Annotated in this window: 22 protein-coding genes; 11 read left to right on the forward strand and 11 right to left on the reverse strand. The window is 71.8% G+C overall.

All coding sequences use genetic code 11. From position 1 onward, the window contains the following. Positions 1–26 precede the first annotated feature (26 nt). Positions 27–1,643 (forward strand): acyl-CoA synthetase, encoded by a 1,617-nt coding sequence (locus AB0M30_RS20800; protein WP_364585809.1) that lies wholly within the window; start codon positions 27–29, stop codon positions 1,641–1,643. Between the two features lie 13 nt (positions 1,644–1,656). Continuing rightward, a complete protein-coding gene (locus AB0M30_RS20805) occupies positions 1,657–2,757 on the forward strand; it encodes a nitronate monooxygenase family protein (protein ID WP_364585811.1) in 1,101 nt (366 codons plus the stop codon). 53 nt (positions 2,758–2,810) lie between these two features. On the opposite strand, the gene AB0M30_RS20810 is transcribed toward AB0M30_RS20805, so the two are convergent. Beyond that, positions 2,811–3,617, reverse strand: a complete 807-nt coding sequence (locus AB0M30_RS20810; RefSeq protein WP_364585813.1) for a serine protease — start codon at positions 3,615–3,617, stop codon at positions 2,811–2,813. Between the two features lie 124 nt (positions 3,618–3,741). Further along, entirely contained in the window at positions 3,742–4,959 is a 1,218-nt protein-coding gene (locus AB0M30_RS20815; protein ID WP_364585815.1) for an amino acid permease, read from the reverse strand. Positions 4,960–5,039: 80 nt separating this feature from the next. Here AB0M30_RS20815 and AB0M30_RS20820 point away from each other — a divergent pair, with 80 nt between their 5' ends. The 5 genes from AB0M30_RS20820 to AB0M30_RS20840 all read left to right on the forward strand — a co-directional run bounded on the left by AB0M30_RS20820 (position 5,040) and on the right by AB0M30_RS20840 (position 8,336). After that, complete coding sequence (locus tag AB0M30_RS20820; RefSeq protein WP_364585817.1) at positions 5,040–5,819, forward strand: GntR family transcriptional regulator; 780 nt, start codon at positions 5,040–5,042, stop codon at positions 5,817–5,819. 64 nt (positions 5,820–5,883) lie between these two features. Continuing rightward, entirely contained in the window at positions 5,884–6,264 is a 381-nt protein-coding gene (locus AB0M30_RS20825; protein WP_364585818.1) for a DoxX family protein, read from the forward strand. 55 nt (positions 6,265–6,319) lie between these two features. Continuing rightward, positions 6,320–6,841 carry a hypothetical protein gene (locus AB0M30_RS20830; RefSeq protein ID WP_364585820.1) on the forward strand — a complete coding sequence of 174 codons (522 nt, stop codon included), beginning with the start codon at positions 6,320–6,322 and terminating at the stop codon, positions 6,839–6,841. Positions 6,842–6,937: 96 nt separating this feature from the next. Then, positions 6,938–7,459, forward strand: a complete 522-nt coding sequence (locus AB0M30_RS20835; RefSeq protein ID WP_364585821.1) for a hypothetical protein — start codon at positions 6,938–6,940, stop codon at positions 7,457–7,459. A 205-nt stretch (positions 7,460–7,664) separates the two neighbouring features. Then, complete coding sequence (locus AB0M30_RS20840) at positions 7,665–8,336, forward strand: hypothetical protein (protein WP_364585823.1); 672 nt, start codon at positions 7,665–7,667, stop codon at positions 8,334–8,336. 48 nt (positions 8,337–8,384) lie between these two features. On the opposite strand, the gene AB0M30_RS20845 is transcribed toward AB0M30_RS20840, so the two are convergent. The 4 genes from AB0M30_RS20845 to AB0M30_RS20860 all read right to left on the reverse strand — a co-directional run bounded on the left by AB0M30_RS20845 (position 8,385) and on the right by AB0M30_RS20860 (position 14,106). Continuing rightward, a complete protein-coding gene (locus AB0M30_RS20845) occupies positions 8,385–10,043 on the reverse strand; it encodes a fumarate hydratase (RefSeq protein ID WP_364585825.1) in 1,659 nt (552 codons plus the stop codon). 817 nt (positions 10,044–10,860) lie between these two features. Further along, positions 10,861–11,892, reverse strand: coding sequence for a sigma-70 family RNA polymerase sigma factor (locus tag AB0M30_RS20850; RefSeq protein WP_364585827.1), 1,032 nt, complete (start codon positions 11,890–11,892; stop codon positions 10,861–10,863). A 289-nt stretch (positions 11,893–12,181) separates the two neighbouring features. Next, on the reverse strand, positions 12,182–12,607 hold the full coding sequence (gene dtd, locus AB0M30_RS20855; RefSeq protein ID WP_364585829.1) for a D-aminoacyl-tRNA deacylase: 426 nt from the start codon (positions 12,605–12,607) through the stop codon (positions 12,182–12,184). Continuing rightward, the gene (locus AB0M30_RS20860) at positions 12,604–14,106 is read right to left on the reverse strand and encodes a methyltransferase (RefSeq protein ID WP_364585831.1); all 1,503 of its coding nucleotides are present in this window, start codon (positions 14,104–14,106) and stop codon (positions 12,604–12,606) included. Before AB0M30_RS20860 ends, dtd begins: the two co-directional genes overlap by 4 nt. A 28-nt stretch (positions 14,107–14,134) precedes the next feature. Between AB0M30_RS20860 and AB0M30_RS20865 the strand changes: the two genes are divergently transcribed. Then, entirely contained in the window at positions 14,135–15,400 is a 1,266-nt protein-coding gene (locus tag AB0M30_RS20865) for an amidohydrolase (RefSeq protein ID WP_364585833.1), read from the forward strand. 17 nt (positions 15,401–15,417) lie between these two features. Then, positions 15,418–15,753 (forward strand): DUF3099 domain-containing protein, encoded by a 336-nt coding sequence (locus AB0M30_RS20870; RefSeq protein WP_364585835.1) that lies wholly within the window; start codon positions 15,418–15,420, stop codon positions 15,751–15,753. A 3-nt stretch (positions 15,754–15,756) separates the two neighbouring features. Here AB0M30_RS20870 and AB0M30_RS20875 read toward each other — a convergent pair whose 3' ends face one another. The 4 genes from AB0M30_RS20875 to AB0M30_RS20890 are packed head-to-tail and all read right to left on the reverse strand — an operon-like array spanning position 15,757 to position 18,943. Next, positions 15,757–16,629, reverse strand: a complete 873-nt coding sequence (locus AB0M30_RS20875) for a sugar kinase (protein ID WP_364585837.1) — start codon at positions 16,627–16,629, stop codon at positions 15,757–15,759. After that, positions 16,626–17,531 (reverse strand): pseudouridine-5'-phosphate glycosidase, encoded by a 906-nt coding sequence (locus AB0M30_RS20880; protein ID WP_364585839.1) that lies wholly within the window; start codon positions 17,529–17,531, stop codon positions 16,626–16,628. The genes AB0M30_RS20875 and AB0M30_RS20880 overlap by 4 nt, the downstream gene beginning before the upstream one ends. Before the next feature lie 9 nt (positions 17,532–17,540). Further along, the gene (locus AB0M30_RS20885) at positions 17,541–18,158 is read right to left on the reverse strand and encodes a hypothetical protein (protein WP_364585841.1); all 618 of its coding nucleotides are present in this window, start codon (positions 18,156–18,158) and stop codon (positions 17,541–17,543) included. Then, a complete protein-coding gene (locus AB0M30_RS20890) occupies positions 18,158–18,943 on the reverse strand; it encodes a sporulation protein (RefSeq protein WP_364585843.1) in 786 nt (261 codons plus the stop codon). The genes AB0M30_RS20885 and AB0M30_RS20890 overlap by 1 nt, the downstream gene beginning before the upstream one ends. A 68-nt stretch (positions 18,944–19,011) precedes the next feature. Here AB0M30_RS20890 and AB0M30_RS20895 point away from each other — a divergent pair, with 68 nt between their 5' ends. Continuing rightward, positions 19,012–19,254 carry a DUF3039 domain-containing protein gene (locus tag AB0M30_RS20895; RefSeq protein WP_034284335.1) on the forward strand — a complete coding sequence of 81 codons (243 nt, stop codon included), beginning with the start codon at positions 19,012–19,014 and terminating at the stop codon, positions 19,252–19,254. 163 nt (positions 19,255–19,417) lie between these two features. Next, positions 19,418–20,254, forward strand: a complete 837-nt coding sequence (locus tag AB0M30_RS20900) for a hypothetical protein (RefSeq protein ID WP_364585845.1) — start codon at positions 19,418–19,420, stop codon at positions 20,252–20,254. A gap of 150 nt (positions 20,255–20,404) precedes the next feature. Here the strand turns inward: AB0M30_RS20900 and AB0M30_RS20905 are convergent, their stop codons facing one another. Continuing rightward, positions 20,405–23,536, reverse strand: coding sequence for an efflux RND transporter permease subunit (locus tag AB0M30_RS20905; RefSeq protein ID WP_364585847.1), 3,132 nt, complete (start codon positions 23,534–23,536; stop codon positions 20,405–20,407). Positions 23,537–23,554 lie beyond the last annotated feature (18 nt).

The following is a 23,554-nucleotide window of genomic DNA, read 5'->3' on the forward strand; positions in this document are numbered from 1 at the left end:
ACGATAACATGTTCTACTTTGAGGGCGTGGCACTCAACATCGCGGATCTTCTGGAGCACGCCGTCGACGCCGTGCCGGAGCGCGTCGCGGTCGTGTGCGGCGACCGGCGGGTCACCTTCGCCGAACTGGAGGCGCGGGCCAACCGGCTCGCCCACCACCTCGCCGCGCACGGCGTGGGACGCGGGTCCCACATCGGGGTCTATTCCCGCAATTCGATCGAGGCCTTGGAGGCGATGATCGCGGCGTACAAGCTGCGCGCGATCGCCGTCAACGTCAACTACCGGTACGTGCACGGCGAACTCGTCTACCTCTTCAACGACGCCGAGATCGTCGCGCTCGTCCACGAACGCAGCTACGCCGGCAAGGTCGCCGCGGTGCTGCCGGAGGCGCCGAAACTGAAACACGTTGTCGTGATCGACGACGGCAGCGACGGCGACTACGAGAGCTACGGCGGCGTCGACTACGAATCCGCGCTCGCGGCCCAGAGCCCCGAGCGCGATTTCGAGGAGCGCAGCAACGACGACCTCTACATCCTCTACACCGGCGGCACCACGGGCTACCCGAAGGGCGTGCTCTGGCGGCAGGAGGACGTCTGGCGCGCGCTCGGCGGCGGGATCAACTTCGTCACCGGCGAGTACATCCCGGACGAGTGGACGCTCGCCGAGCAGGGCAAGGCCGGGAGCCTGACCCGGCTGCCCGCCGCGCCGCTGATCCACGGCGCCGCGCAGTGGGCCGCGTTCGGGGCGCTGTTCACCGGCAGCCCCGTCGTCTTCGTGCCCCGCTTCGACGCCCACGAGATCTGGAAGGCCGTGCAGGAGCACAAGGTCCAGGTCCTCACGATCGTCGGCGACGCGATGGCGCGGCCGCTCATCGAGGCCTTCCGCGAGGGCGACTACGACGCGTCGTCGATCGTCGCCGTCTCGAGCCACGCCGCCCTGTTCTCGCAGTCGGTGAAGCAGGAGTTCGTCGAGCTCGTGCCGCACGCCGTGATCACCGACGCCATCGGCTCGTCGGAGAGCGGCTTCACCGGCATCGGCATGGTGGCCAAGGGCTCCGACCACAGCGCCGGCCCGCGGGTCAGCTTCGGCAAGGACGCCATCCTGCTCGACGACGACGGCAACCTCGTCGAAAAGAAGCCCGGCGCGGTCGGGCTGATCGGCCGCCGCGGGCACGTCCCGCTCGGCTACTACGGCGATCCCGAGAAGAGCAAGAAGATCTTCGTCGAGGTCGACGGCGTCCGTTATGTCGTCCCGGGCGACTACGCCCGCTACGAGGAGGACGGCACCGTCACGCTGCTCGGGCGTGGCTCCCAGTGCGTCAACACCGGCGGCGAGAAGGTCTACCCGGAAGAGGTCGAAGGGGCGCTCAAGTCCCATCCCGACGTCTTCGACGCGCTCGTCATCGGCGTCCCGGACGAGCGGCTCGGCCAGCGCGTCGCCGCCGTCGTCCAGCTCCGCGAGGGCGCCGAAGGAGACCTGACGGCGATCGAAGAGCACGTCCGCGGCGAGATCGCCGGCTACAAGGTGCCGCGGACGGTCTGGCTGGCCGGCGAGATCGGCCGTTCGCCCAGCGGCAAGCCGGACTACCCGTGGGCCCAGCGCTACGCCGCCGAGCACGAACCGGCCGCGGCCCAGCCCGTCTGAGGAGGACTACACCGTGCGGACACCCCTGTGCGACCGGCTCGGCATCGACCTGCCGATCGTCGGGTTCACCCCGTCGGAGCACGTCGCCGCGGCACTGAGCCGCGCCGGCGGGCTCGGCGTGCTCGGCTGCGTGCGGTTCAACGACGCCGCCGAGCTCGACCGGGTGCTCACCTGGATGGACGAGAACACCGGCGGGAAACCGTACGGCGTCGACATCGTCATGCCGGCCAAGGTGCCCGCCGAGGGCACGCAGGTCGACCTGGCGAAGCTCATCCCGGACGGGCACCGCGCGTTCGTCGACCGCGTCCTGAAGGAGCTCTCGGTCCCGCCCCTGCCGGACGACACCGACGAGCGCGCGGGGGTGCTCGGCTGGCTGCATTCGGTCGCCCGCTCGCACGTCGAGGTGGCGCTGAACCACCCGATCAAGCTGATCGCCAACGCGCTCGGCTCGCCGCCGGCGGACGTCATCGGCCAGTGCCACGACAAGGGTGTCCCGGTCGCGGCGCTCGCCGGGAAGGCCGAGCACGCGGTGCGGCACGTCGAGAACGGCGTCGACTTCGTGGTGGCGCAGGGCTACGAAGCCGGCGGGCACACCGGCGAGATCGCGTCCATGGTGCTGGTGCCGGAGATCGTCGACGCGGTCGACGTGCCGGTGCTCGCCGCGGGCGGAATCGGTTCCGGCCGCCAGATGGCCGCGGCGCTCGCCCTCGGCGCGTCCGGCGTCTGGATGGGGTCGATGTGGCTGGCCACCGAGGAGTACCTGCAGACGATGGGTGAATCGGTGGCGATGCAGCAGGCGCTCGTCGCGGCGACGTCGTCGGACACCGTGCGGACGCGGATCTACACCGGCAAGCCGGCCCGGCTGCTGAAGACCCGCTGGACCGAGGCGTGGGCCGCGGCGGACGCGCCCGAGCCGTTGCCGATGCCCCTCCAGAACCTGCTGGTTTCCCCCGCCCACAACCGGATCCACGCGGCGAACGACCCGAGCGTGGTGTCGATGCCGGTCGGGCAGATCGTCGGCCGGATGAACCAGGTCCGTCCGGTGGCCGACGTCGTCGCCGAGCTCGTCGCCGGCTACGAAGAAGCGCTTTCCCGCCTGGACAAGACCCGCTGAACCGCAGGAAAGGGGCCCCGCCGCGGCGGGGCCCCTTTCTCGTGCGTGAACGGCTACAGCGTGGCGGCGGCCGCGGCGATCTTCGACGCGAACGTGCTCACCTCGGTGTAGACGCCGGGGGCGTGCGCCCGGGCGCAGCCGTCACCCCAGCTGACGATGCCGACCTGGATCCAGGCGTTGTTGTTGTCCCGGCGGAACATCGGGCCGCCGGAGTCGCCCTGGCAGGTGTCGACGCCGCCGGAGGCGAGGTTGCCCGCGCAGATCTCGGCGCTCGGGATGAGGTCGGGGTAGCTGCCGCCCTGGGCGGCGCAGGTGGCGTCGTCGACGAACGGGACCGTCGCCTTGAGCAGGTACCGCTGCTGCGCGCCGCCTTCGCGGGCCGCGCCCCAGCCGGCCACGGTGAACGTGCCGGTGTTGTACGCGCTGGTCGTCGCGATCGGCATCGTCGCCAGCCCGCTCACCGGGCTGGCCAGCTTGATCAGCGCCCAGTCGCCGCCGGTCGAGGAGCCGTAGGTGGGGGACTGGTAGACGTAGGTCGAGCGGATCTTCTGCGCGCTGGAGCTCTGCAGGTCGACCACGCCCACGGTGGCGGTGATCGAGGTGTTCGAACCCGTCCGGCTGACGCAGTGCGCCGCGGTCAGGACGATCTGCTTGGTGTAGAGCGCCCCGCCGCAGCCCATGGAAAGCCGGACCATGAACGGGAATTCGCCCTGGGCGGCCCGGGTGCCGCCGACGACGTCGGTGGACGGCGGCTGGGCGGCGGTGGCGATCGCCGGGGTGGCGAACGCCGCGGCCGCGGCGACCGCGGCCAGCGTGGTGGTGGCGTTTCTGAGCAGGGTGAACCAGCGCTTGGGAACCAAGGGGATCAGTCCTTCCAGTGTCCACAGTGGAAGCCATTGCCGTCGGCGGCCCCATGACTACACCAGGTGGTCAAGACCGGGACAACCGACTTTCTTCGGATCTTTCGGGCGGTTGGGTGATTTCTCACCGGCGGATCCGGCGAACGCCGTAGGCCGAAACGCCGAGCAACAACGCGACGCAGCCGGCGAGCACCGACGGCAGCGGCAGGCTGAAGGCGAGCACCACGCACCCGGCGAGGCCGAGGACGGCGACCGGCAGCGCCTTCCCGCGCAGGGTGAGGGCGGCGGCGTTGGCGATCGCGTAGTACGTCAGGACGGCGAAGGACGAGAAGCCGATGGCGGCGCGCAGGTCGATCGTCGCGGCGAGCACGGCGACGACGAGCCCGACGGCGAGCTCCGCCCGGTGCGGCACCTGGTAGCGCGGGTGCACGGCGGCGAGGAAGCGGGGGAGGTGGCCGTCGCGGCTCATCGCCAGCGTCGTGCGCGAGACGCCGAGGATGAGCGCGAGCAGCGAACCGAGCGCGGCGACGGCCGCGCCCACCCGGACGACCGGGGCGAGCCACCCCGGCACGGCCGCGGCGATCGGGTCCGGGCTCGCGGCGAGCGCGGCGGGGCCGAGCCGGACGAGCAGCAGCACGGCCAGCGCGGCGTAGACCACGAGGGTGATGCCGAGGGCCAGCGGGATGGCCCGGGGGATGGTGCGGGCCGGGTCGCGGACCTCCTCGCCGAGGGTGGCGAGCCGCGCGTACCCGGCGAAGGCGAAGAAGAGCAGCCCGGCCGCTTCGAGCACGCCGCCGCCACCCGGCCAGGCGACGAGCGGGCCGCCGCCGGACGGCCCGGCGGCCATCGCCACTCCCGAGACCGTGAGCACGAGCAGGGTGCACGACACGATCACCCGGGTGGCGAGCGCCGACCGGTGCACCCCGAAGTAGTTGACGGCGGTGAGCGCGGCGACCACCGCGACGGCGAGGAGGCTCCGCCACGGCTGCCCGAGCCCGGGCGCGGCGTAGGCGACGACGGTCAGCGTCATCGCGGCGCAGCTGGCGGTCTTCCCGGTGACGAATCCCCAGCCGGCGAGGTAGCCCCAGAATTCACCGAGCCTTTCCCGCCCGTAAACGTAGGTGCCGCCGGATTCCGGGTAAATCGCGGCGAGCCGCGCCGACGACGTCGCATTGCAGTAAGCGATGACGGCCGCGAGCACCAATGCGATGAGCAATCCGGCCCCCGCGGCGCGCGCCGCCGGCGCGAACGCGGCGAACACGCCGGCCCCGATCATCGAACCCAGGCCGAGGAAAACGGCGTCGGCGAGGCCGAGCCGGCGGGTGAGGGAAGTCGGGGGCATCCGGGTGATCCTCCAGCTGTCGGCCGTGTTGCGCGCCACAGCGAACCACGGCGGGCGAAGAACCGAATAGGGTCGATTCCGTGCCTGCCCCTTCGCACCATTCCCGCCTGTCCGCCGACGGTCCCGTCCTCGACGGGATTCCCGAACACGGCCGCGTCCCGCGTTACTACGCGGTCAAGGTCGAACTGCTGGCGGTGATCGCGGAACTCGGCGAAGGAGCGGTGCTGCCCACGGAACGGGAATTGTGCGAACGGTTCGAAGTGTCGAGGGCGACGGTACGGCAGGCGGTCGCGGAGCTGGTGCTCGAGGGCCGCCTCAGCCGCCGCCAGGGGAGCGGCACGTACATCGCCGGCCCGAAGCTCGTCCAGCCGCTGGCCCTGGTGAGCTACACGGAGGGGCTGCGGCGCCAGGGCATCCGGCCCGGCCGCACGGTGATCACCCGGGAGCGGCGCCCGGCCGGCCGCGCGCTGGCCGCCGACCTGCAGGTGACGTCGGACGCCGAGGTCTTCCACCTCGAGCGGGTCCTGCTGGCCGACGAGGAGCGCGTCGGGCTCGAGTCGACATATCTCCTCGCTTCGCGGTTCCCGGACCTCCTCGACGTCTTCGACCCCCGGCAGTCCTTGCACGCGTGCCTGACCGGGAAGCTCGGTGTGGTGTTCGACGGGGCGGAGGAGCGGGTCGAGACGGTGCTGGCCACCCCGCGTGAGGCCTTGCTGATCGGGACGAACCCGGCGCTGCCGATGCTGCTGACCCACCGCGTCTCGTGGGGGCCGGACGGGGTGCCGTTCGAGCGGGTCCGGTCGCTCTACCGCGGGGACCGGCTCAGCTTCACGACCCGCCTGGGCCGGTCCGCCGGCTGAGGAGCTGTCACGTTTCGCGCGGTGCCCTCGTCCCTCCCGCAAGCCACCGAACCGGGAGGACGAGATGAACGCCGCATTGTGGACAGGTCAGGTGCTGCTGGCCGTGCTCTTCGCCGTGTCGGGCGCGCTCAAGTCGACGATGTCGCGGCAGCGGATGCTCGAAACCGGCCAAACCGGTGCCGCGGCGTACCCGCTGCCCGTGGTCCGGTTCACCGCGATCTGCGAACTCCTCGCCGCGGTGGGCCTGGTCCTGCCGCGGCTGCTGGGCATCGCGCCGGTCCTGACCGGCTGGGCGGCCGTCGGGCTGGCCGTGGTGATGCTGGGCGCCATGGCGATGCACGGCAGGCTGGCGATCGTGCGGCACGAGCCGGCCGAGTGGCGCAACGCCGGGATCAACGTCGTGCTGCTGGCGGTGTGCGTCTTCGTCGCCGCCGGCCGGCTCTGAGGGTGGCGTTGCGGGCGGGATGCAACCCCGGGCGGGTCCACTCCGTCTGGCAGGTATGCGTACCACGGTGAAACTGCTGGGCGCGGGCCTGCTGCTGCTCACGGCAACGGCCTGCGCCGCGAATTCCGGCGCCGGCGCCCCGGCGGGCACCGGCTCGGCGCCCACGACGTCCACGAGCGTGCCCGGGACCGTGACGCCCACCCTCGGCCCGTCATCGTCCCCGGCGCCCGGCCCGCCGCCGTCCCAGACGGTCGGCCGGCCGACGCAGGGCATCGCGCCGGGCGACGACGTCGTCGCCGAGACCCAGGTCGACGCCCGCGGGCTGCCCGAGGGCTACCCGCGCAGCCTCACCCGCAGCCTCGACGGCCGGACCCTGATCCTGCAGGCCGAGGAGGGCGGCTGCCGCCGCGTCTCGGCGCGCGTCAGCGAGCAGACCGCGCAGCAGGTGGTCGTGCTGGTCGCCGTGGCGTCGGCGCCCAAGGGCCAGATGTGCCCGGACTACATCAAGGAGATCAAGGTGCCGCTCGCCCTCGTGGCGCCGCTCGGCACGCGCACGGTCGTGCTCCGCCAGGGCTGACCCCCGGACGCTGGGAGGGCGGCCCCGGGATGCCCGGGACGCCCTCCCAGACCATTCCGGTGCAACCCCGTGCCGCCCTCGTTCCGTCTTGGGGGCATGAGGTACTCAGCGAAGGTGGTCGGGACAGGCGCACTCCTGCTGATGGTGACGGCCTGCGCCGGCCAGGACATGCCCACCAACCGGCCCGGGGGATCGACCGGCAGCGTGTCGGTGCCCGCACCGGCGTCGCCGTCGCCGTCGCCGAGTGGATCGGTGCTGCCCGCCCCGCCCGAGCCCAACCCGCCGGGCAAGCCCCGGCTGACCGTGCCCGAGGGCAGCACCCAGGTGCCGGCGGGCCAGCTCGACGCGACCGCGCTGCCCGCCGGGTTCCCGCGCGAGGTGTGGACGGCCAACGGCGGCACGGTCCTCAACATCCGCGCCCAGGAAGGCGGCTGCGGGCACGCGCTCGGCGAAGCGGCCGAACAGGCGGGCGACCACGTCGTCGTCAACCTGAGCGAGACGAAGGCCCAGACCAATCAGATGTGCACGATGGACATCCGCTACCCGGTGATCTCGGTCGCCCTGGCCGCGCCGCTGGATCAGCGCACCGTGGTGCTGAAGACCACGCCGCCGAAGTAAATCGCCGTGCCGCGGCCCCCGGGGGAGACCTCCCCGGGGGCCGCGTGCTGTCCGCAGTGGACGATCGCCCGGCGGTGGTCCGGACCACGTGACACCCGTGGTCCGGTTCGTCGAAGTTGTCGAAAATTGTCAGGGCTCCCGCTGAACCGCCGCCGTGACCGGGCCGTGTCCCGGAGTGAGGTGGCGATCAGAGAGGAGGGGCCCCATGCCCCGGTTGAGCAGTGGCCGGCACCGCAAGCAGGCGACCGTCGGAATGGCCGCGTTGCTGGGCGTCGCCGGCATCACCGCGACCGCCATCGCGCTGAGCAGTCCCGCGGGCAACGCGGCCGAAGCGCCCAAGGAGAACTGCGGTGGCCTCGACACCGCGTTGCAGAACAACCTGAACTTCATCGCGGGCCAGCAGGCGAACCCGGACGCGCAGTCGGCCGCGCGGATCACCAACCGGCAGGCCGTGGTGGACCTGATCCAGCAGCGGCGGCAAGTGGCGGGCTGCACGGCGAACGTCGCGGCGAACAACGGTCAGGCCGCCGCGGCCCCGGGGAACTCCGGCAACGCGCCGGGCAAGGCGCAGGCGCCCGGGCAGCAGAAGAAGCAGGAGCAGCCGGCCGCCAGCGCGGGCGCGGCGGTGGGCCAGGTGGTGTGCCCCGGCTCGACCGTGACGCTGTCGGGCGAGGGCGGCGCGCCGGCCGCGTCGAGCAACCAGTTCCCGGCCGGGACGAAGCTCAAGGTGACCAACCTGGACAACTCGAAGTCCACCACGGTGTCGGTGACGTCGGTGTCGGGCAGCTGCACGCTGCTCAACAACGCGGCCTTCGAACAGGTCCGGGAGCCCGGCAAGTTCCTCATCCGGCGCGCGCGGATCGAGCGCGTCGGCTGAGCGAGGAGGGGACACCGGCGGCGGGCCGGTGTCCCCTTCCCTTGCTCTCTAACGGAAACTGATCTGCAGCACCGGGTCGCCGGTGCTGGCGAAGAAGTCGTTGCCCTTGTCGTCGATGACGATGAACGCCGGGAAGTCCTCGACCTCGATCTTCCAGACGGCTTCCATACCCAGCTCGGCGTACTCGAGCACGTCGACCTTCTTGATGCAGTCCTGCGCGAGCCGCGCCGCCGGGCCGCCGATCGAACCGAGGTAGAACCCGCCGTGCGCCTCGCACGCGGCGGTCACCTGCTTCGAACGGTTTCCCTTGGCCAGCATGACGAGTGAGCCGCCGGCGGCCTGGAACTGCTCGACGTAGGAGTCCATCCGCCCGGCCGTGGTCGGGCCGAACGAACCGGACGCGTAGCCCTCGGGCGTCTTCGCCGGGCCCGCGTAGTAGACCGGGTGGTCCTTCAGGTAATCCGGCATCTCCTCGCCGGCGTCGAGGCGCTCGGCGATCTTGGCGTGCGCGATGTCCCGCGCGACGACCAGCGGCCCGGTGAGCGAAAGCCGCGTCTTGACCGGCAGCTGCGAGAGCTGCGCGCGGATCTCGGCCATCGGCCGGTTGAGGTCGACGGCGACGACGTCGTCGGAGAGGTCTTCCTCGGTGACGTCGGGCAGGAAGCGGGCCGGGTCGCGCTCGAGCTGCTCGATGAACACCCCGTCGGCGGTGATCTTGGCCTTGGCCTGCCGGTCGGCGGAGCAGGAGACGGCGATGCCGACCGGGCAGCTCGCGCCGTGCCGGGGGAGCCGGATGACCCGGACGTCGTGGCAGAAGTACTTGCCGCCGAACTGCGCGCCGATGCCGAACTGCCGGGTCATCTCCAGCACCTGCTGCTCGAGGTCCGGGTCGCGGAAGGCGTGGCCGAGCTCGGAGCCCTCCTGCGGCAGCGTGTCGAGGTAGCGGGCGGAGGCGAGCTTCGCGACCTTGAGGTTGAACTCGGCCGACATCCCGCCGACGACGATCGCGAGGTGGTAGGGCGGGCAGGCGGCGGTGCCGAGGCTGCGCAGCTTCTCGTCGAGGAACCGCGCGAGCCGCTTCGGGTTCAGGACGGCCTTGGTCTCCTGGTAGAGGAACGTCTTGTTGGCGCTGCCGCCGCCCTTGGCCATGAAGAGGAACTCGTAGGCCGGGTTCTGTTGCCCGTCTTTGTGGTACAGCTCGATCTGCGCGGGCAGGTTGGTGCCGGTGTTGCGCTCGTCCCAGAAGTTGACCGGCGCCATCTGCGAGTACCGCAGGTTCAGCTGCTGGTAGGCGTCGAAGATGCCCTGCGAGAGGGCGCGCTCGTCGTTACCGCCGGTGAGCACGCCTTCGCCGCGCTTGCCGATGACGATGGCGGTCCCGGTGTCCTGGCACATGGGCAGCACCCCGCCGGCGGAGATGGCGGCGTTGCGCAGCAGGTCCATGGCGACGAACCGGTCGTTGCCACTCGCTTCGGGGTCATCGACGATGGCGCGCAGCTGCCGCAGGTGTGACGTGCGCAACAGGTGCTGGATGTCGGTGATGGCGGTGCGCGCGAGCGTGGTGAGCGCTTCCGGGGCGATCTTCAGGAAGGTGCGCCCGGCGGCTTCGACGGTCTCGACGCCTTCGTCGGTGACCAACCGGTATTCGGTGGTGGTGTCCTTGCCCAGCGGCAGGACTTCGGTGTGCTGAAACGGGGTGGACGGCACTTGCCAGGCTCCTTTGCCAGCTCCGGGATCGGTCCACCCTACGCAGGTGCGGCGGCCACGCCGAAGAGGTATGCGGTCACTGTGGGCCACCCCACGCGGCTTCCGGGACCCGCCACCCCGAAGCCGGTTCGGGCCCACCACCCCGAAGCCCGATTGTGACGACGGACGGGGGTACCGCGTCAAGGCGGGAAAGATGCCTTGACCCGGCACCACCGTCCGTGTTCTGGCTTCGGATCGGGGTGGCGGGGAGGGCTGGGTGGGGTGCCGGTGATGCCGCCCGCGACCGTTCGGCATACAGGTACGCGAGCCGACCGCCTGGGTACGCGAGCCGACCGTCCGGGTACGCGAGCCGACCGTCCGGGTACGCGAGCCGACCGTCCGGGTACGCGAGCCGACCGTCCGGGTACGCGAGCCGACCGCCTGGGTACGCGAGCCGACCGTCCGGGTACGCGAGCCGACTGTCTGGGTACGCGAGCCGACCGTCTGGGTACGAGCCTTGGCCGGCCGGGTGCGCTGCTGCGGGAAGCTGGTCGGGAGGCCGGGTCCACCCCGACGGACCCGACCTCCCGGGGAAAGCTCCCGGATGCGTGCACACCCGGTCGCGAGGCCTGCGCCGGCACTTCGAGGCTGGCGTGACGCAGGTCATAAGTCAACGCCGCCGAACGGGTGCTGGCGGAGGGTTGCTACCCAGGCCCGTGAAGGGTGAAACCCGGTTTTCGTGGGAGATTTTCGCGCTTGGCCGAACGCCTGGTCAGCGAGGTGCGGAAATGGCCGAGGGCGGGTGCACATCGTGCACCCGCCCTCGGCCGAGAAGCGATCAGCTGGCGTAGGCGCGGAGCCGGTCCGCGCGCTCGCCCTGGCGCAGCTTCGACATGACCTCGCGCTCGATCTGGCGGACGCGCTCGCGGGACAGCCCGAAGTGCTTGCCGATCTGGTCGAGCGTGCGCGGCTGGCCGTCGTCGAGGCCGTAGCGCAGGCGGATCACGTGCTGCTCGCGGTCGTCCAGCGTCGCCAGCACCCGGCGCAGGTCGTCCTGCAGCAGGCCCGAGATCACGGCGCTCTCCGCGTCGGTGGCCTCGGAGTCCTCGATGAAGTCGCCCAGCGGGGCGTCCTCCTCCGCGCCGACCGGCATGTCCAGGCTTACCGGGTCACGCGAGTGGTCGAGCAGGTCCGAGATCTTGTGCGCCGGGATGCCCGACTCGGCCGCCAGCTCCTCGTGCGTCGCGTCGCGGCCGAGCTGCTGGTGCAGGTCGCGCTTGATGCGGGCCAGCTTGTTCACCTGTTCCACCAGGTGGACGGGCAGCCGGATGGTGCGGCCCTGGTCGGCCATGCCCCGGGTGATGGCCTGCCGGATCCACCAGGTGGCGTAGGTCGAGAACTTGAACCCCTTGGAGTAGTCGAACTTCTCCACCGCGCGGATGAGACCCAGGTTCCCCTCCTGGATCAGGTCGAGCAGCGGCATCCCCCGGCCGGTGTAGCGCTTGGCGAGCGAGACCACCAGGCGGAGGTTGGCCTCCAGCAGGTGGTTCTTCGCCACGTGGCCGTCGCGGACCAGCGCGGCCAGCTCGGTGCGGCGCTTGGCCGTGAGCTCCTCGGCGGTGTCCAGCATGTGCTGGGCGAACACGCCGGCTTCGATGCGCTTCGCCAGCTCGACCTCGTCGGCCGCGGACAGCAGGGCCGTCTTGCCGATGCCGTTGAGGTAGACGCGGACGAGGTCGGCGGCGGGGCTCTGGGCGTCGAGGTCGGCGTCGGTGAGCGTCCCCACGCTCATCACCGACTCCTCGGTCGCCTGAGCCGGGATACGCTCGCGAATCCCGCGCGACTCGCGTTCGAGAGTCTGGACTGACATTCTGCCTCCCCGGTCACGGGCTGAACGTGCTGCTGCGGTCGTCCACCGGTGTGCGCACCCGCGCACCGAGGCCTGTGGATCCCGGTACGCCGGTCCGGCCGGCTTGGCTGGACATCTGGCACAACGCTCCGGGTTCCCAAAACGTTCCCGGCTCGTCATAGGAGAAGACGGCTGCCGGAGCGATCCGGTTGCTCAACCAATGCTGAGCTTTTGCTGAGAACGTTCCGTGACCGGGGAACCTGAGAATTCCATATGAATCCGGTCAGAAACTGAACCAGATCGCAATGGTCTAGACCTCAACCAAAACCGTGAACGGACCGTCGTTCACGCTCGAGACCGCCATCATGGCCCCGAAACGGCCCGTCGCCACCGTGGCGCCGCGCCCGCGCAGCTCGGCCACGACGGCGTCCACCAACGGCTCCGCGACCTCCGGCCGGGCGGCCTGCGTCCACGACGGCCGCCGTCCTTTCTTCGTGTCGCCGTAGAGCGTGAACTGGCTCACCACGAGCAGCGGTGCATTCGCGGTGGCGCATGATTCCTCGTCGCGCAACACCCGCAGTTCGTGCAGTTTGCGCGCCATCGTGCCGGCCTTCGCGACGTCGTCATCGACGTGAATTCCCAGCAGCACAAGCAATCCCGGCTCGTCGATCGCGCCGACGACCTCGCCGCCGACGGTGACGTCCGCCCGCGTGACGCGGGCCGCGACCGCCCTCACTGGTCCGCCGGGACGAGCATGCCGTGCCGGACGAGCTCCCGGACGACGGGCAGCGCGGCGGCCGCCAGCTCCTCGGACGACAGGCCCTGCGCCGCCGCGAGCAGCTCGATCAGGTCCTCCAGCGGCAACGCGCCGCGGCACCCGGCCAGCAGCCGCGTGGCCAGTTCGTCGACCTCGTGCTGCCAGCCCGGCCCGTCGGTGCGGTGCAGCCGCCGGATGGTCGTCGCCCAGCCTTCGTCACCGGGTTCCTCGACGCTTTCGAGCAAAACCGTGTCGGGCACCACAAATCGGACATCAAGCAGCGAATCACCCGATTCGCGCAGCCATTCCACGCGGTCCAGCCAGCCCGCCGCTTCCGGGCCCAGCGGGTCGTCGTAAGCCTGCCGCAGGTCCTCGCACACGACGGTCGGTGTCCGCCCGGACGCGCGCCGCAGCGTGACGAAGCCGAAGCCGATGCCCCGCACGTCGTTGGCGGCGAACCAGTCGAGCCACGCCGCCGCCTTCGCCCGGCCCTCCGGCGAGCGCGGGTCGAGGCCCGCGTCCCGCAGCCACGTGCCGACGTAGAGGGCCGGGTCGGCGACGTCGCGCTGGACGAACCAGGCGTCGGTCTCGGCGGGCAGCCAGCGGCTCACCCGGTCGGCCCAGTCCTCGCGGGAGGTGTGCAGCCACGAAGCGAGCAGGTGCCCGGTGCCGCCGTCGTTGAGGAACCCCGGCAGCTGCCGCACGACCAGCGCGCTCGCGTCGTCGCCGGCCAGCCCGGAGTCGCGGTAGGTGTAGTCGACGCGGGCCGGGCCGACCACGAACGGCGGATTGCACACGACCTGGTCGAACTTCCGCCGCGCGACCGGCGCGAACCACTCCCCGCGGACGAGCTCGACGTCCAGCTCGTTCAGCCGGAAGGTCGCCGCGGCCAGGGCGAGGGCCCGCGCGGAGACGTCGGTCGCGGTCACGCGCTGGGCGTGCCGGGTTGCGTGCAGCGCCTGCACGCCGTTGCCGGTGCCCAGGTCGAGCAGGGTGCCGACCGGGCGGCGGCTGGTCGCGCGGATCAGCGACAGCGACGCGTGGCCGACGCCGAGCACGTGGTCCTCGGGCACGGTGGTGCCGAGCACGTCGGCGTCGAGGTCGGACACGACCCACCAGGAGCCCTCCTCGTCGCCGTGCGGCCGGATGTCCAGCGCGGCCCGGTAGCCGCCGTCGGCCGCCGACAGGACCCCGGCGGAGACGGCGTCCTCGGGCGCGAGCGGCGCGAAGGCGGCCTTGACCGCGGTCTCCGGCTCGGTGCCGCCCAGCAGGAACAGCCGGATCAGCGTGCCGAGGTCACCCGCGTCCCGGCTCGCGCGTTCGGCCGGCACCGGCTCGCCCCGGCCCAGCGCCGCGTGCGCGGCCCCGCCGAGGGCCGCCACCACGCCGTCGGCGTCGTAGGAAGTGCGCCGGAAGGCCTCGCGCAGCCGCGCGCAGACGTCGTCGGACAGGTCGGGCAGTACGCTTCGCGTGCTCACGGTGGGTAATGCTGCCACGATGGCCCCCGTGACCCTTGAACGCGTCCTCGCCCCGCTCGACGCGGCGCTGCCCGAGCTCGAAGCGCTGTACATCGACCTCCACCGGCACCCGGAGCTGTCGTTCGCCGAGACCCGGACGGCCGCCGAGCTGGCCCGGCGGCTGGAGGGCGACGGCTACGAGGTGCACACCGGCATCGCCGGCACCGGCGTGCTGGGCGTGCTGCGCAACGGCGAGGGACCCACCGTGCTGCTGCGGGCCGACATCGACGCGCTGCCGGTCGAGGAGAAGACCGGGCTGTCCTACGCCAGCACGGTCCGCGGCACCGACGAGCACGGCAACGAGGTCCCCGTCATGCACGCCTGCGGGCACGACATGCACGCCACCTGGCTGTCCGGCGCCGCCGCGCTGCTCGCGAAGGGCCGTGACACCTGGGCCGGCACGCTGCTGGTGGTGTTCCAGCCGGGGGAGGAGGGCGCGGGCGGCGCCGTGGCGATGGTCCGCGACGGCCTGTTCGACGTCGCGGGGAAGCCCGACGTCGTGTTCGGGCAGCACCTGGTCCCCGGCCCGGCCGGCTGGGTGCTCACCCGGCCCGGGGTGATCATGGCCGCCACCGACACGCTGCGCGTCACCCTGCACGGCCGCGGCGGCCACGGCTCGCGCCCGGAGACCACCGTCGACCCGGCCGTGCTGGCCGCGTCCGTGGTGCTCAAGCTGCAGACGATCGTGTCGCGCGAGATCGCCGCCACCGACTCGGCCGTGGTCACGGTCGGTTCGCTGCACGTGGGCACCGCGAGCAACGTGATCGCCGACGACGCCGTGCTGGAAGTCAACGTCCGGTCGTTCGACCAGGCCGTCCGCGAGCGCGTGCTGGCCGCGGTCGAGCGGATCGTGCACGGCGAGGCGGCGACGGCCGGCGCGCCGAAGCCGCCGGAAATCGTCCGGTCCGGCTCGTACCCGATCACCGAAAACGACGAGGCCGCCAACGAGGCCCTCACCGAGGTCTTCCGCGGCCACTTCGGCACCGACGTGGTGCTGCCGGCGCCGCTGATCACCGGCAGTGAGGACTTCAGCGAGTTCGGCCGCGCGGCCGGCGTGCCGTCGGTGTTCTGGCTGGTCGGCGGCTTCGACCCGCAGACGGTGATCACCGCGATGACCGAGGGCCGGTTCGAGCGCGACGTCCCGTCCAACCACTCGCCGCGGTTCGCCCCGGTGCTGCACCCGACCCTGCGCACGGGCATCGAAACCCTCGTGGTGGCCGCGTTGAGCAAGATGCGTCACCCCGGTGTCGGATGAACCCCGCAAGTGGGACGATGGACAGCGGAGGTGGTGCAGTGACCATGCCCGCCAACGACTCGGACCCGGTGCTGATCACCGCGGCAGCCCCGTCGTACGAACAGCAGCTCGCCACGCGCAAACGCAAGTACGTGATCATGATGGGCTGCCGCATCCCGTGCCTGATCGCGGCCGGGCTGACCTACCACGTGTGGTGGCTGGCGCTGGGCTTCCTGGCGATCTCGGTGCCGCTGCCGTGGATCGCGGTGCTGATCGCCAACGACCGCCCGCCCCGCAAGACCGAGCAGGTCAACACCTACCGGCGCGAGGCGACGGCGATCGAGGGCACCACCCACCGCGTCATCGACGGCTGAGGCTCAGACCGGCTGGGGGCCCACCTTCCCGACGGCCAGCGCGCCCAGCCGCGTCCCGTGCCGCAGGACGTCCACAGTGGACTCCCCGGCCAGCCAGCCGGTGAGCACGCCCGCGTCGAAGGCGTCGCCCGCGCCGGTCGAATCGACGCACTCCGCCTCGACCGCGGGCACGCTCGTGACGCCGCCCGCGTCGACCCAGCTGGCCCCGTCGAGCCCGGCGGTGACGACCACCGCGCCGACCGTGCCGAGCAGTTCCTTCGCCGACACCGGGTCGGCCGAACCGGTCAGCGCGACCAGCTCTTCGGTGTTCGGCATCAGCAGGTCGACCCCGCGGACGTCGGCCAGGAAGGCGGCCGGGTCGGTGATGTGCGCGGCGGCCTGCGGGTCGACCGACGTGGTCAGTCCGGCTTCCTTCGCCGCGGCCAGTGCGGCGAGACCGGCGGCGCGCGACGGCGGGTCGAGCAGCACGTACCCCGAAAGGTGCAGGTGGCTCGCCCCGGCGAGCGCCTCCGGGGTGACGTCCTCGGGCGCGAAGCGCTGGTTCGCGCCGCGGTCGGCCAGCATGCTGCGCTGCCCGGACCCGTCGACCATGACGACGACGCAGCAGGTGGGCGCCTCGGGGTCGACGGAGAACGCGCACCGCACGCCCGCCGCTTCCAGCTCGGCCTTGATCAGCCGGCCGCCCGGGTCGTCGCCGATCCGCGCGAGCAACGTCGTCTCCGCGCCGAGGTGCCGCAGCCACAGCGCCGTGTTGGCGCCCGCGCCGCCGCCGGTGAAGCGGATCTTCGCGCGGGCATCGCCGCCGTGCGGCAACGGCTTGTCGTGCCGGGCGATCACGTCCAGGGCGGCGTCGCCGACCACCACGATCCCCCTCATGCCAGCGCCACCGCGACCTCGGTGGCCAGCTTGGCGTTGTTCAGCACCAGCGCTTCGTTCGCGTCGATGCTGACCCCGCCGCTCGCGGTGTGGAAGTGCTCCAGCAGCACCGGGGTGACTTCGGCGCCGTGCACGTTCCGCTCTTCGACCAGCGCGAGGCCCTCGGCGAGCAGCCGGTCGTGCAGTTCTTTGTCCATTTCGGACGCTTCCGGGATCGGGTTCGCGAGCAGGACGCCGGAATTCGCGTACGCGCGGTGCGCGTCGATGACCGCGGCGGCCTGTTTCGGGTCGTCGACCCGCCAGCCGACCTGGTGCCCCGACGAGCGCAGGTAGAACGCCGGGAAGTCGCCGGTGCGGTAGCCCAGCACCGGCACCGAGTTCGTCTCGAGGACTTCGAGGGTGGCCGGGATGTCGAGCACCGACTTCACGCCGGAGCAGACGACCACGGTCGGCACCTTCGCCAGCACGCCGAGGTCCGCCGAGATGTCCCAGCTCTGCGCGGCGCCGACGTGCACGCCGCCGAGCCCGCCGGTGGCGAACATCCCGATCCCGGCCGCGGCGGCCAGCGCCGACGTGCTCGCCACGGTCGTCGCGCCGGAGCGGCCGAGCCCGACGGCCGGGCCGAGGTCGCGCAGCGAGAGCTTGTCGAGCCCGGCGTCCGGGGCGCAGACGCGCTCGAGCTCGGCGGGGGAGAGGCCGACGACGACCCGGCCGTCGAGCACCGCGATCGTGGCCGGGACGGCCCCGCCGTCGCGGACCACGCCTTCGAGGCGGCGGGCGACGTCGAGGTTGCGGCCCGGCGGCAGGCCGTGGGACAGGATGGTGCTCTCCAGCGCGACGACGGGGTGCCCGTCACGCAGCGCCGAGGCGACCTCTTCGTGCAGGGAGAGTGCGGTAGTCACGAGAGACCATCATCGGTGATCGCCCCGCGCGCGGCGCCAGTGGGTCAGCTCGGCGGTCAGGTTCTTTTCGGCGGCGCTCGCCCAGCGTGTTCGCGCGGTTTCACTGCGGTAAAGCGGCCGGGACAGCATGCGCTCGAGGACGGCGATGCGCCCCTCGCGCCAGACGTCGTCGGGGTACTTCGCGTACTCCTCGCGCACGCCGCGGGCGTACTCCGCGTACTGCTCTTCGGGCGCTCCGAGGATGGCGAGGTCGGCGTCGAGGAGGGCGGTGGCCAGGAGGTCGTCCGGCGGTGCGTCGTGCCCGATCGTGGTGAGGATCAGGCCTTCGACGCGCTCGACGTGCGCCGCGGCCACCCCCGCCAGGGCTTCGCGAGCCCAAGCGGCGCTGGCGCGTTCGTCTTGACCGGGCTTCGCGTCGTAGACGACGTCGTGCGTCCAGGCCGCTACGGCGAGGATCGCGCGGCCGGTCTCCCCGAGGCCCGCCGCCAGCCAGGCGGAGTCGCGCGCGACGGCGGCCGCGTGGGTGAGCGTGTGGTAGCGACGGTGGGGCTCGGCGTACCGGGCTTCGAGCCGCGGCCAGGCCCCGGGTTCGCCGCCGAGCGCGGCCACCGCGTCGTGCCACCGCATCAGTCGAAGATCCCGCGGGGCCGCGCCACCTGGTCGAGCCAGTCCTCGAGCTGCTTCTCCCACTGCACGTCCGGCCGCACGGTGAACATCCCGAGGAAGTCCTGGCCGCGGCCGCCGAACCCGCCGCTCTTGCTCACGCGGACCCGCTTGGTGACCTCCAGCACGACGTCGGTGCGCTCGGCCGACGTCAGGAAGGTGACGGCGACCTGGGCGAAGACACCGGCGAAGCGCGGCGAAGGCGTGAAGCGGATCTCCTGGAAGAACGGCAGCTGCTGGCGGGCGCCGTCGACCCGGCCCTGCTCGAGGACGGCCTCGCGGAAGGTGAAGCCGAGCCGGCTCAGCGCGTCGAGGATCCGCTTCTGCGCCGGGAGCGGCTCGATCGCGACGGCGTCGGCGTCGAACGGGTCGCTGACCGCGGCGGCCAGGTCGAGCTCGGTCCGGACACCGACCGCCATGCCGGTGAGCGGCTTGGTGTAGACGCTGGTCACCGGCGTCTCCCAGGGCAGCGGCACCTCGAACGGCACCCGGATCCGCTGCCCGGCCCGGATGACCTCGCTGCCGACCAGCTGCCGGGTCTCGAACGGGAGGTCTTCGGTCCGGTCGCCGGGCACCTGGACGCGGGCCAGCAGCGTCACGGCGAGCCCCTTGATCTCCTGGTCGACCTCGCCGCCGAGCAGCAGCACCTCGCCGTGCAGCGGGTGGCCGGGGGCGGCGGTGGACTCCAGCAGGCGGGCGTCGATCCGCGCCCCGCCCGAGCCGAACGTCGCGAGCACCTTCTGGAACATGCGGCCGATCCTGCCAGGCCGAGGGGCCGATCGCGGGAGGTTCGGCGGGACTCGGGCACAATGGGCGGGTGAGCACCGAGACGCTGACGAAGCCGGAAACCACGCCCGAGGGCACGGACACCACCGACGACGACACCCCGAAGATGTTCCACTACGTGAAGAAGAACAAGATCGCCGAGAGCGCGGTCATGGGCACTCACGTGGTGGCGCTCTGCGGCGAGGTCTTCCCGGTGACGAAGTCGCCGAAGCCCGGGTCGCCGGTCTGCCCGGCCTGCAAGGAGATCTACGACAGCCTCCGCCCCGGTAAGTGATCGGGGCCTGAATCCCGGCGGGTGAGCCCGCCGGGTCTTTCGGCTGTCCGGAAACGGACAGATAGCCGAACAAACGTGAAAAACCTTCATTCGGCGGGTGTGCCGGGTGCGGGAGTCCTGGTAGATCCAGCGGACCAGGTTCCCTCACCCACCGGAGTCGCACATGCGCAGAACCGGGATCGTGCTCACCCTCGTCACCTTGCTCGCCGTGGCCGCACCCGCGCTGGCCCAGGCCGTCACCGGCTGGACGGAGGTCGGCTCCGACAACGCCAGGGCCCTCGACGAGAGCCAGGGGCTCGCGACGATCGTGCGCCCGTCGGGCACGACGATCCGCTACACCGGGATCGGCACGATCCCGGCCGACCTGAACTCGCAGGGCTGGAACCACGTCGGCGACCCGGGCTCGGCCCAGGGCTGGTACGTCGAGCCCTACCAGCGTGACGACCGCGGCGCGAAGCTCTTCCGCGTCCAGGCCCCGGACGGCTCGTGGGCCAACTACCAGCACACCCTCGAGTCGTGGGAAGCGAACAACAACTCCTTCGCCGCGGTGTCGCCGGACGCGCGCTGGCTGGTCGCGGGGGAGTGGGGCACCATGGACCGGCTGCTGGTGCACCCAATGCCCGGCGTGGTCGCCACGAACCCGGCCCAGAACCTGCCGCTGGCCGGCACCATCCGCCTGGACCACCCGGTCCGCGACGTCCAGGGCTGCGACTTCCAGACCGCGACCCGCCTGCTCTGCTCGTCGGACGACCCGGACGGCAGCCTCTTCGGCACGACGAAGCCGCTGCTGCAGGTCGACCTGGCCGGCCCGCTGTCCGGCTCGGACGTCACCGGCCACGTGACGTCCCTGGGCCAGCTCCCGCTCCGCAGCGGCTGCTCGGGCTCGTTCGAGGTCGAGGGCATCGACTTCGACGAGCGCGACAACACCCTCCGCGTGGTCGTGATGTCCCCGAGCATCTGCATCCTCTTCGACAGCAAGACCTACCGCTTCCGCCAGTGAGCGGACCCGGTGACGGAAGGGTCGACACGCGTGATTGCGGAGCCGGCACCCGTGATTGAAGCGACGACACGCCGGGCCTGCCGTGGCTCCGGCGTGTCGTCCTCCTGATCACGCGTGTCGACCCTCAAATCACGGGTGTCGGCGTTCTGATCACGCGAGTTCCGGGTTCAGGGACTCCGACTCCGGGGCCTGGGCCGGGGTGCGGCGGGCCTGGCGGCGGGCGCGCCGGCGTTCCTTGCGGGTCTCGACCATCGTGTAGAGGGTCGGGACCAGGACCAGGGTCAGCAGCGTCGAGCTGACCAGGCCGCCGATCACCACGATCGCCAGGGGCTGGCCGATGAACCCGCCCTGGCCGGTGATGCCCAGCGCCATCGGGACCAGCGCGAAGATCGTCGCCGCCGCGGTCATCAGGATCGGCCGCAGCCGGCGCCGGCCGCCTTCGGTGACGGCGTCGGCGACGCTCATCCCCTCGGCGCGGTACTGGTTGATCAGGTCGATCAGCACGATCGCGTTGGTCACGACGATGCCCACCAGCATCAGCATGCCGATCAGGGACGGCAGGCCGAGCGCGGTGCCGGTGGCCAGCAGCAGCCCGATCGCGCCGGTCGCCGCGAACGGGATCGACACGAGCAGGATCAGCGGCTGGATCAGGCTCCGGAACGTCGCCACCATGATCAGGAACACGATCGCGATGGCCGCGAGCAGTGCCAGGAACAGGTTGGAGAACGCCTCCTGCTGATCCTGGCTGACACCGCCGAGCGAGTACGCCGCCCCGCCGGTGAACGTCAGTCCGTCCAGTTTGGACTTGATGTCCGCGGTGGTCTTGGTCAGGTCGTCACCGGTGTTCTTCGCGGTCACCGTGGTGCTCAGGTCGCCGCCGGTGCGGTGCACCGACGCCGGTCCGTCCACAGTGGACACCTTGGCCACCTCGTCGAGCCGGACGACGCCGCCGGGGCCGGGAATCTGCAGGCCCTTCACCTGGTCGACCGTGACCGGAGCCGTGCCGGCGCGCAGCACGATGTCCGTGCGCTGCCCGTCGACCGGCAGCTGCGTCACCGTGCGCCCGGCGATCGCCTGGTTGGCGATCTGCCCGATGGTGCTCGCCGAGAGCCCGCGCGCCGCGGCCGCGGCGTCGTCCACCTCGACCTGCACCCGCGGCGAGCCGACGGCCAGGTCACTCGAAACCTCGGTCAGCCCGGACACCCCGCGCAGCGCCTGCGCCACCTGGTCGGACGCCGGCTTCAGCGCGGCCTCCGACGGCGCGGTCACCGACACCGACACCTGGTCGGAGTTGAACCCGGACGCGTCCGCGCCGATCTTGATCTCGCCCAGGTCCGGGCGCGACGTCAGCTTCGACCGCAGCCGGTCCGACAGCGCGTCGAGGTCGGTGTCCTTGGCGACGGTGACCGAGATGCTCGTGTTGGTCCCGCCGCCGAAGCCGAACGCCCCGCCGCCGCCGATGCTGACCTGGTAGGTCTGCACCGCGGGCTCCGCCGCGAGGGCCTGCTCGACGGCCGTGGCCGCCTTCTCCTTCGCCTCGACGCTGGTGCCGGCCGGCAGCTTCTGCGTCATGTTCAGCGTGGTGCCGCCGGACTGGTCGAGGAAGTTCGTGTTCAGCCGCGTCGCGAGCCCGACCGTGCCGGCGAAGATCAGCAGGGCCAGCAGCACGACGGTGAGCCGCCGCCGCGTCGCGAACCGGATCACCGGCAGGTAGGCGCGCTGCAGGATGCTGCGGCGTTCCTTCTCGACGGCCGCCTCGCGCGCCCGCTCGGCCTCGACGGCGTCCGCCGGGACCGCGGGCCGCTTCAGGAACCAGTACGCCAGCACGGGAACCACGGTCAGCGACACGAGCAGCGAGGCCAGCAGCGCCACCGTTACGGTGATCGCGAAGGGCGAGAACAGCTCGCCGACGAACCCGCCGACGAACGCGATCGGCAGGAACACCGCGACGGTCGTCAGCGTGGACGAGGTGACCGCGCCGGCCACCTCGCGGACGCCGTCGAGCACCGCGCGTTCCTTCTCCTCGCCGTACGCGAGGTGGCGTTTGATGTTCTCCAGCACGACGATCGAGTCGTCGACCACCCGGCCGATCGCGATGGTGAGCGCGCCGAGGGTGAGCAGGTTGAGCGACAGGTCGCCGGTCCACAGCGCCAGCAGCGCGACGACGACCGACAGCGGGATCGACACCGCGGTCACCAGCGTCGAGCGCACCGACAGCAGGAACAGCAGGATGACGATGACCGCGAACGCCAGCCCCAGCAGGCCTTCGGTGGTCAGGCCGCTGATCGCGTCCTTCACCGGGGTGCCCTGGTCGAACACGACGCTCATCTCGGCGCCGGTCTTCTTCGCCAGGTCCGGCAGCTTGTCGCGGACCGCGCCGGAAATGGCGACGGCGTTCCCGTTGTCCACCATGGTGATCGACAGACCGAGGCTCGGCTTGCCGTTGGTGCGCGTGATCGACGTCGGCGGCGCGAACCCGGCCTGGACGTCGGCGACGTCACCCAGCTTCACCGGACCGCGCGCCGGGGCGCCCGCCCGGGCGGCCGGCGTCAGGTACAGGTTGCGGAGACTGTCCACAGTGGTCTGACCGCCGCCGACCTGCACCGACAGCGTCTTGCCGTTTTCGCTCAGCGTCCCCGCCGGCACCGAGGCGCCGGCGGTCTGCAGCGTGGTCGCGATCGACGCCGGGTCGACACCCGCCGCGGCGAGCTTCGCGTAGTCGAGCGTGATGGTGACGCGCGGCTGGCGCACGCCGGTGACGGTCACCGTGCGGACGCCCTCGATCTTCCGCAGCTCCGGCGCGACCTGGTCGGTCAGCGCGGGCGCGAGCGCCTGCGGGTCCCCGGCGGTGCCCGCGGCGACCAGCGCCACCGGCAGGTCGTCGGTGCTGCCCGCGGACACGGTGGGCTCGGTGTTCTGCGGCAGCCGCGCCCGGACCTGGTTCACCACCTGCTGGATCTGCGAGACGGCGGCGTCGATGTCCGTGCCGAACTCGAACTGCGCGACGACCCGCGAAACACCGTCCGACGACGTCGAAGTGACCTGCTCGAGGCCCTTCAGCCCCTGGAGCCCGCCCTCCAGCGGCTCGGAGACCTGCCGGTCGACCGCGTCCGGCGACGCCCCCGGGTACGCGGTGACGATCTGCGCCTGCGGGAACTGCAGGGACGGGAAGAGCTGTTGTTTGAGCTGCGGCAGCGCGAAGGCGCCGAAGCCGACGACGACCAGCGCGAGCAGGCCGATCAGGCTCCGGTTGCGCAGGCTCAGTCTGGCCAGCACGGACATGACGTGAAAACCCCCTCG

This window comes from Amycolatopsis sp. NPDC051716, assembly GCF_040681595.1.
Lineage (GTDB): Bacteria > Actinomycetota > Actinomycetes > Mycobacteriales > Pseudonocardiaceae > Amycolatopsis.

Coding starts and splice junctions, on each gene's coding strand:
- AB0M30_RS20815 (WP_364585815.1), bottom strand. CDS start 4,959: ATGCCCCCGACTTCCCTCACCCGCCGGCTCGGCCTCGCCGACGCCGTT.
- AB0M30_RS20825 (WP_364585818.1), top strand. CDS start 5,884: ATGAACGCCGCATTGTGGACAGGTCAGGTGCTGCTGGCCGTGCTCTTC.
- AB0M30_RS20830 (WP_364585820.1), top strand. CDS start 6,320: ATGCGTACCACGGTGAAACTGCTGGGCGCGGGCCTGCTGCTGCTCACG.
- AB0M30_RS20835 (WP_364585821.1), top strand. CDS start 6,938: ATGAGGTACTCAGCGAAGGTGGTCGGGACAGGCGCACTCCTGCTGATG.
- AB0M30_RS20840 (WP_364585823.1), top strand. CDS start 7,665: ATGCCCCGGTTGAGCAGTGGCCGGCACCGCAAGCAGGCGACCGTCGGA.
- AB0M30_RS20850 (WP_364585827.1), bottom strand. CDS start 11,892: ATGTCAGTCCAGACTCTCGAACGCGAGTCGCGCGGGATTCGCGAGCGT.
- AB0M30_RS20870 (WP_364585835.1), top strand. CDS start 15,418: ATGGACAGCGGAGGTGGTGCAGTGACCATGCCCGCCAACGACTCGGAC.
- AB0M30_RS20875 (WP_364585837.1), bottom strand. CDS start 16,629: ATGAGGGGGATCGTGGTGGTCGGCGACGCCGCCCTGGACGTGATCGCC.
- AB0M30_RS20885 (WP_364585841.1), bottom strand. CDS start 18,158: ATGCGGTGGCACGACGCGGTGGCCGCGCTCGGCGGCGAACCCGGGGCC.
- AB0M30_RS20890 (WP_364585843.1), bottom strand. CDS start 18,943: ATGTTCCAGAAGGTGCTCGCGACGTTCGGCTCGGGCGGGGCGCGGATC.
- AB0M30_RS20900 (WP_364585845.1), top strand. CDS start 19,418: ATGCGCAGAACCGGGATCGTGCTCACCCTCGTCACCTTGCTCGCCGTG.
- AB0M30_RS20905 (WP_364585847.1), bottom strand. CDS start 23,536: ATGTCCGTGCTGGCCAGACTGAGCCTGCGCAACCGGAGCCTGATCGGC.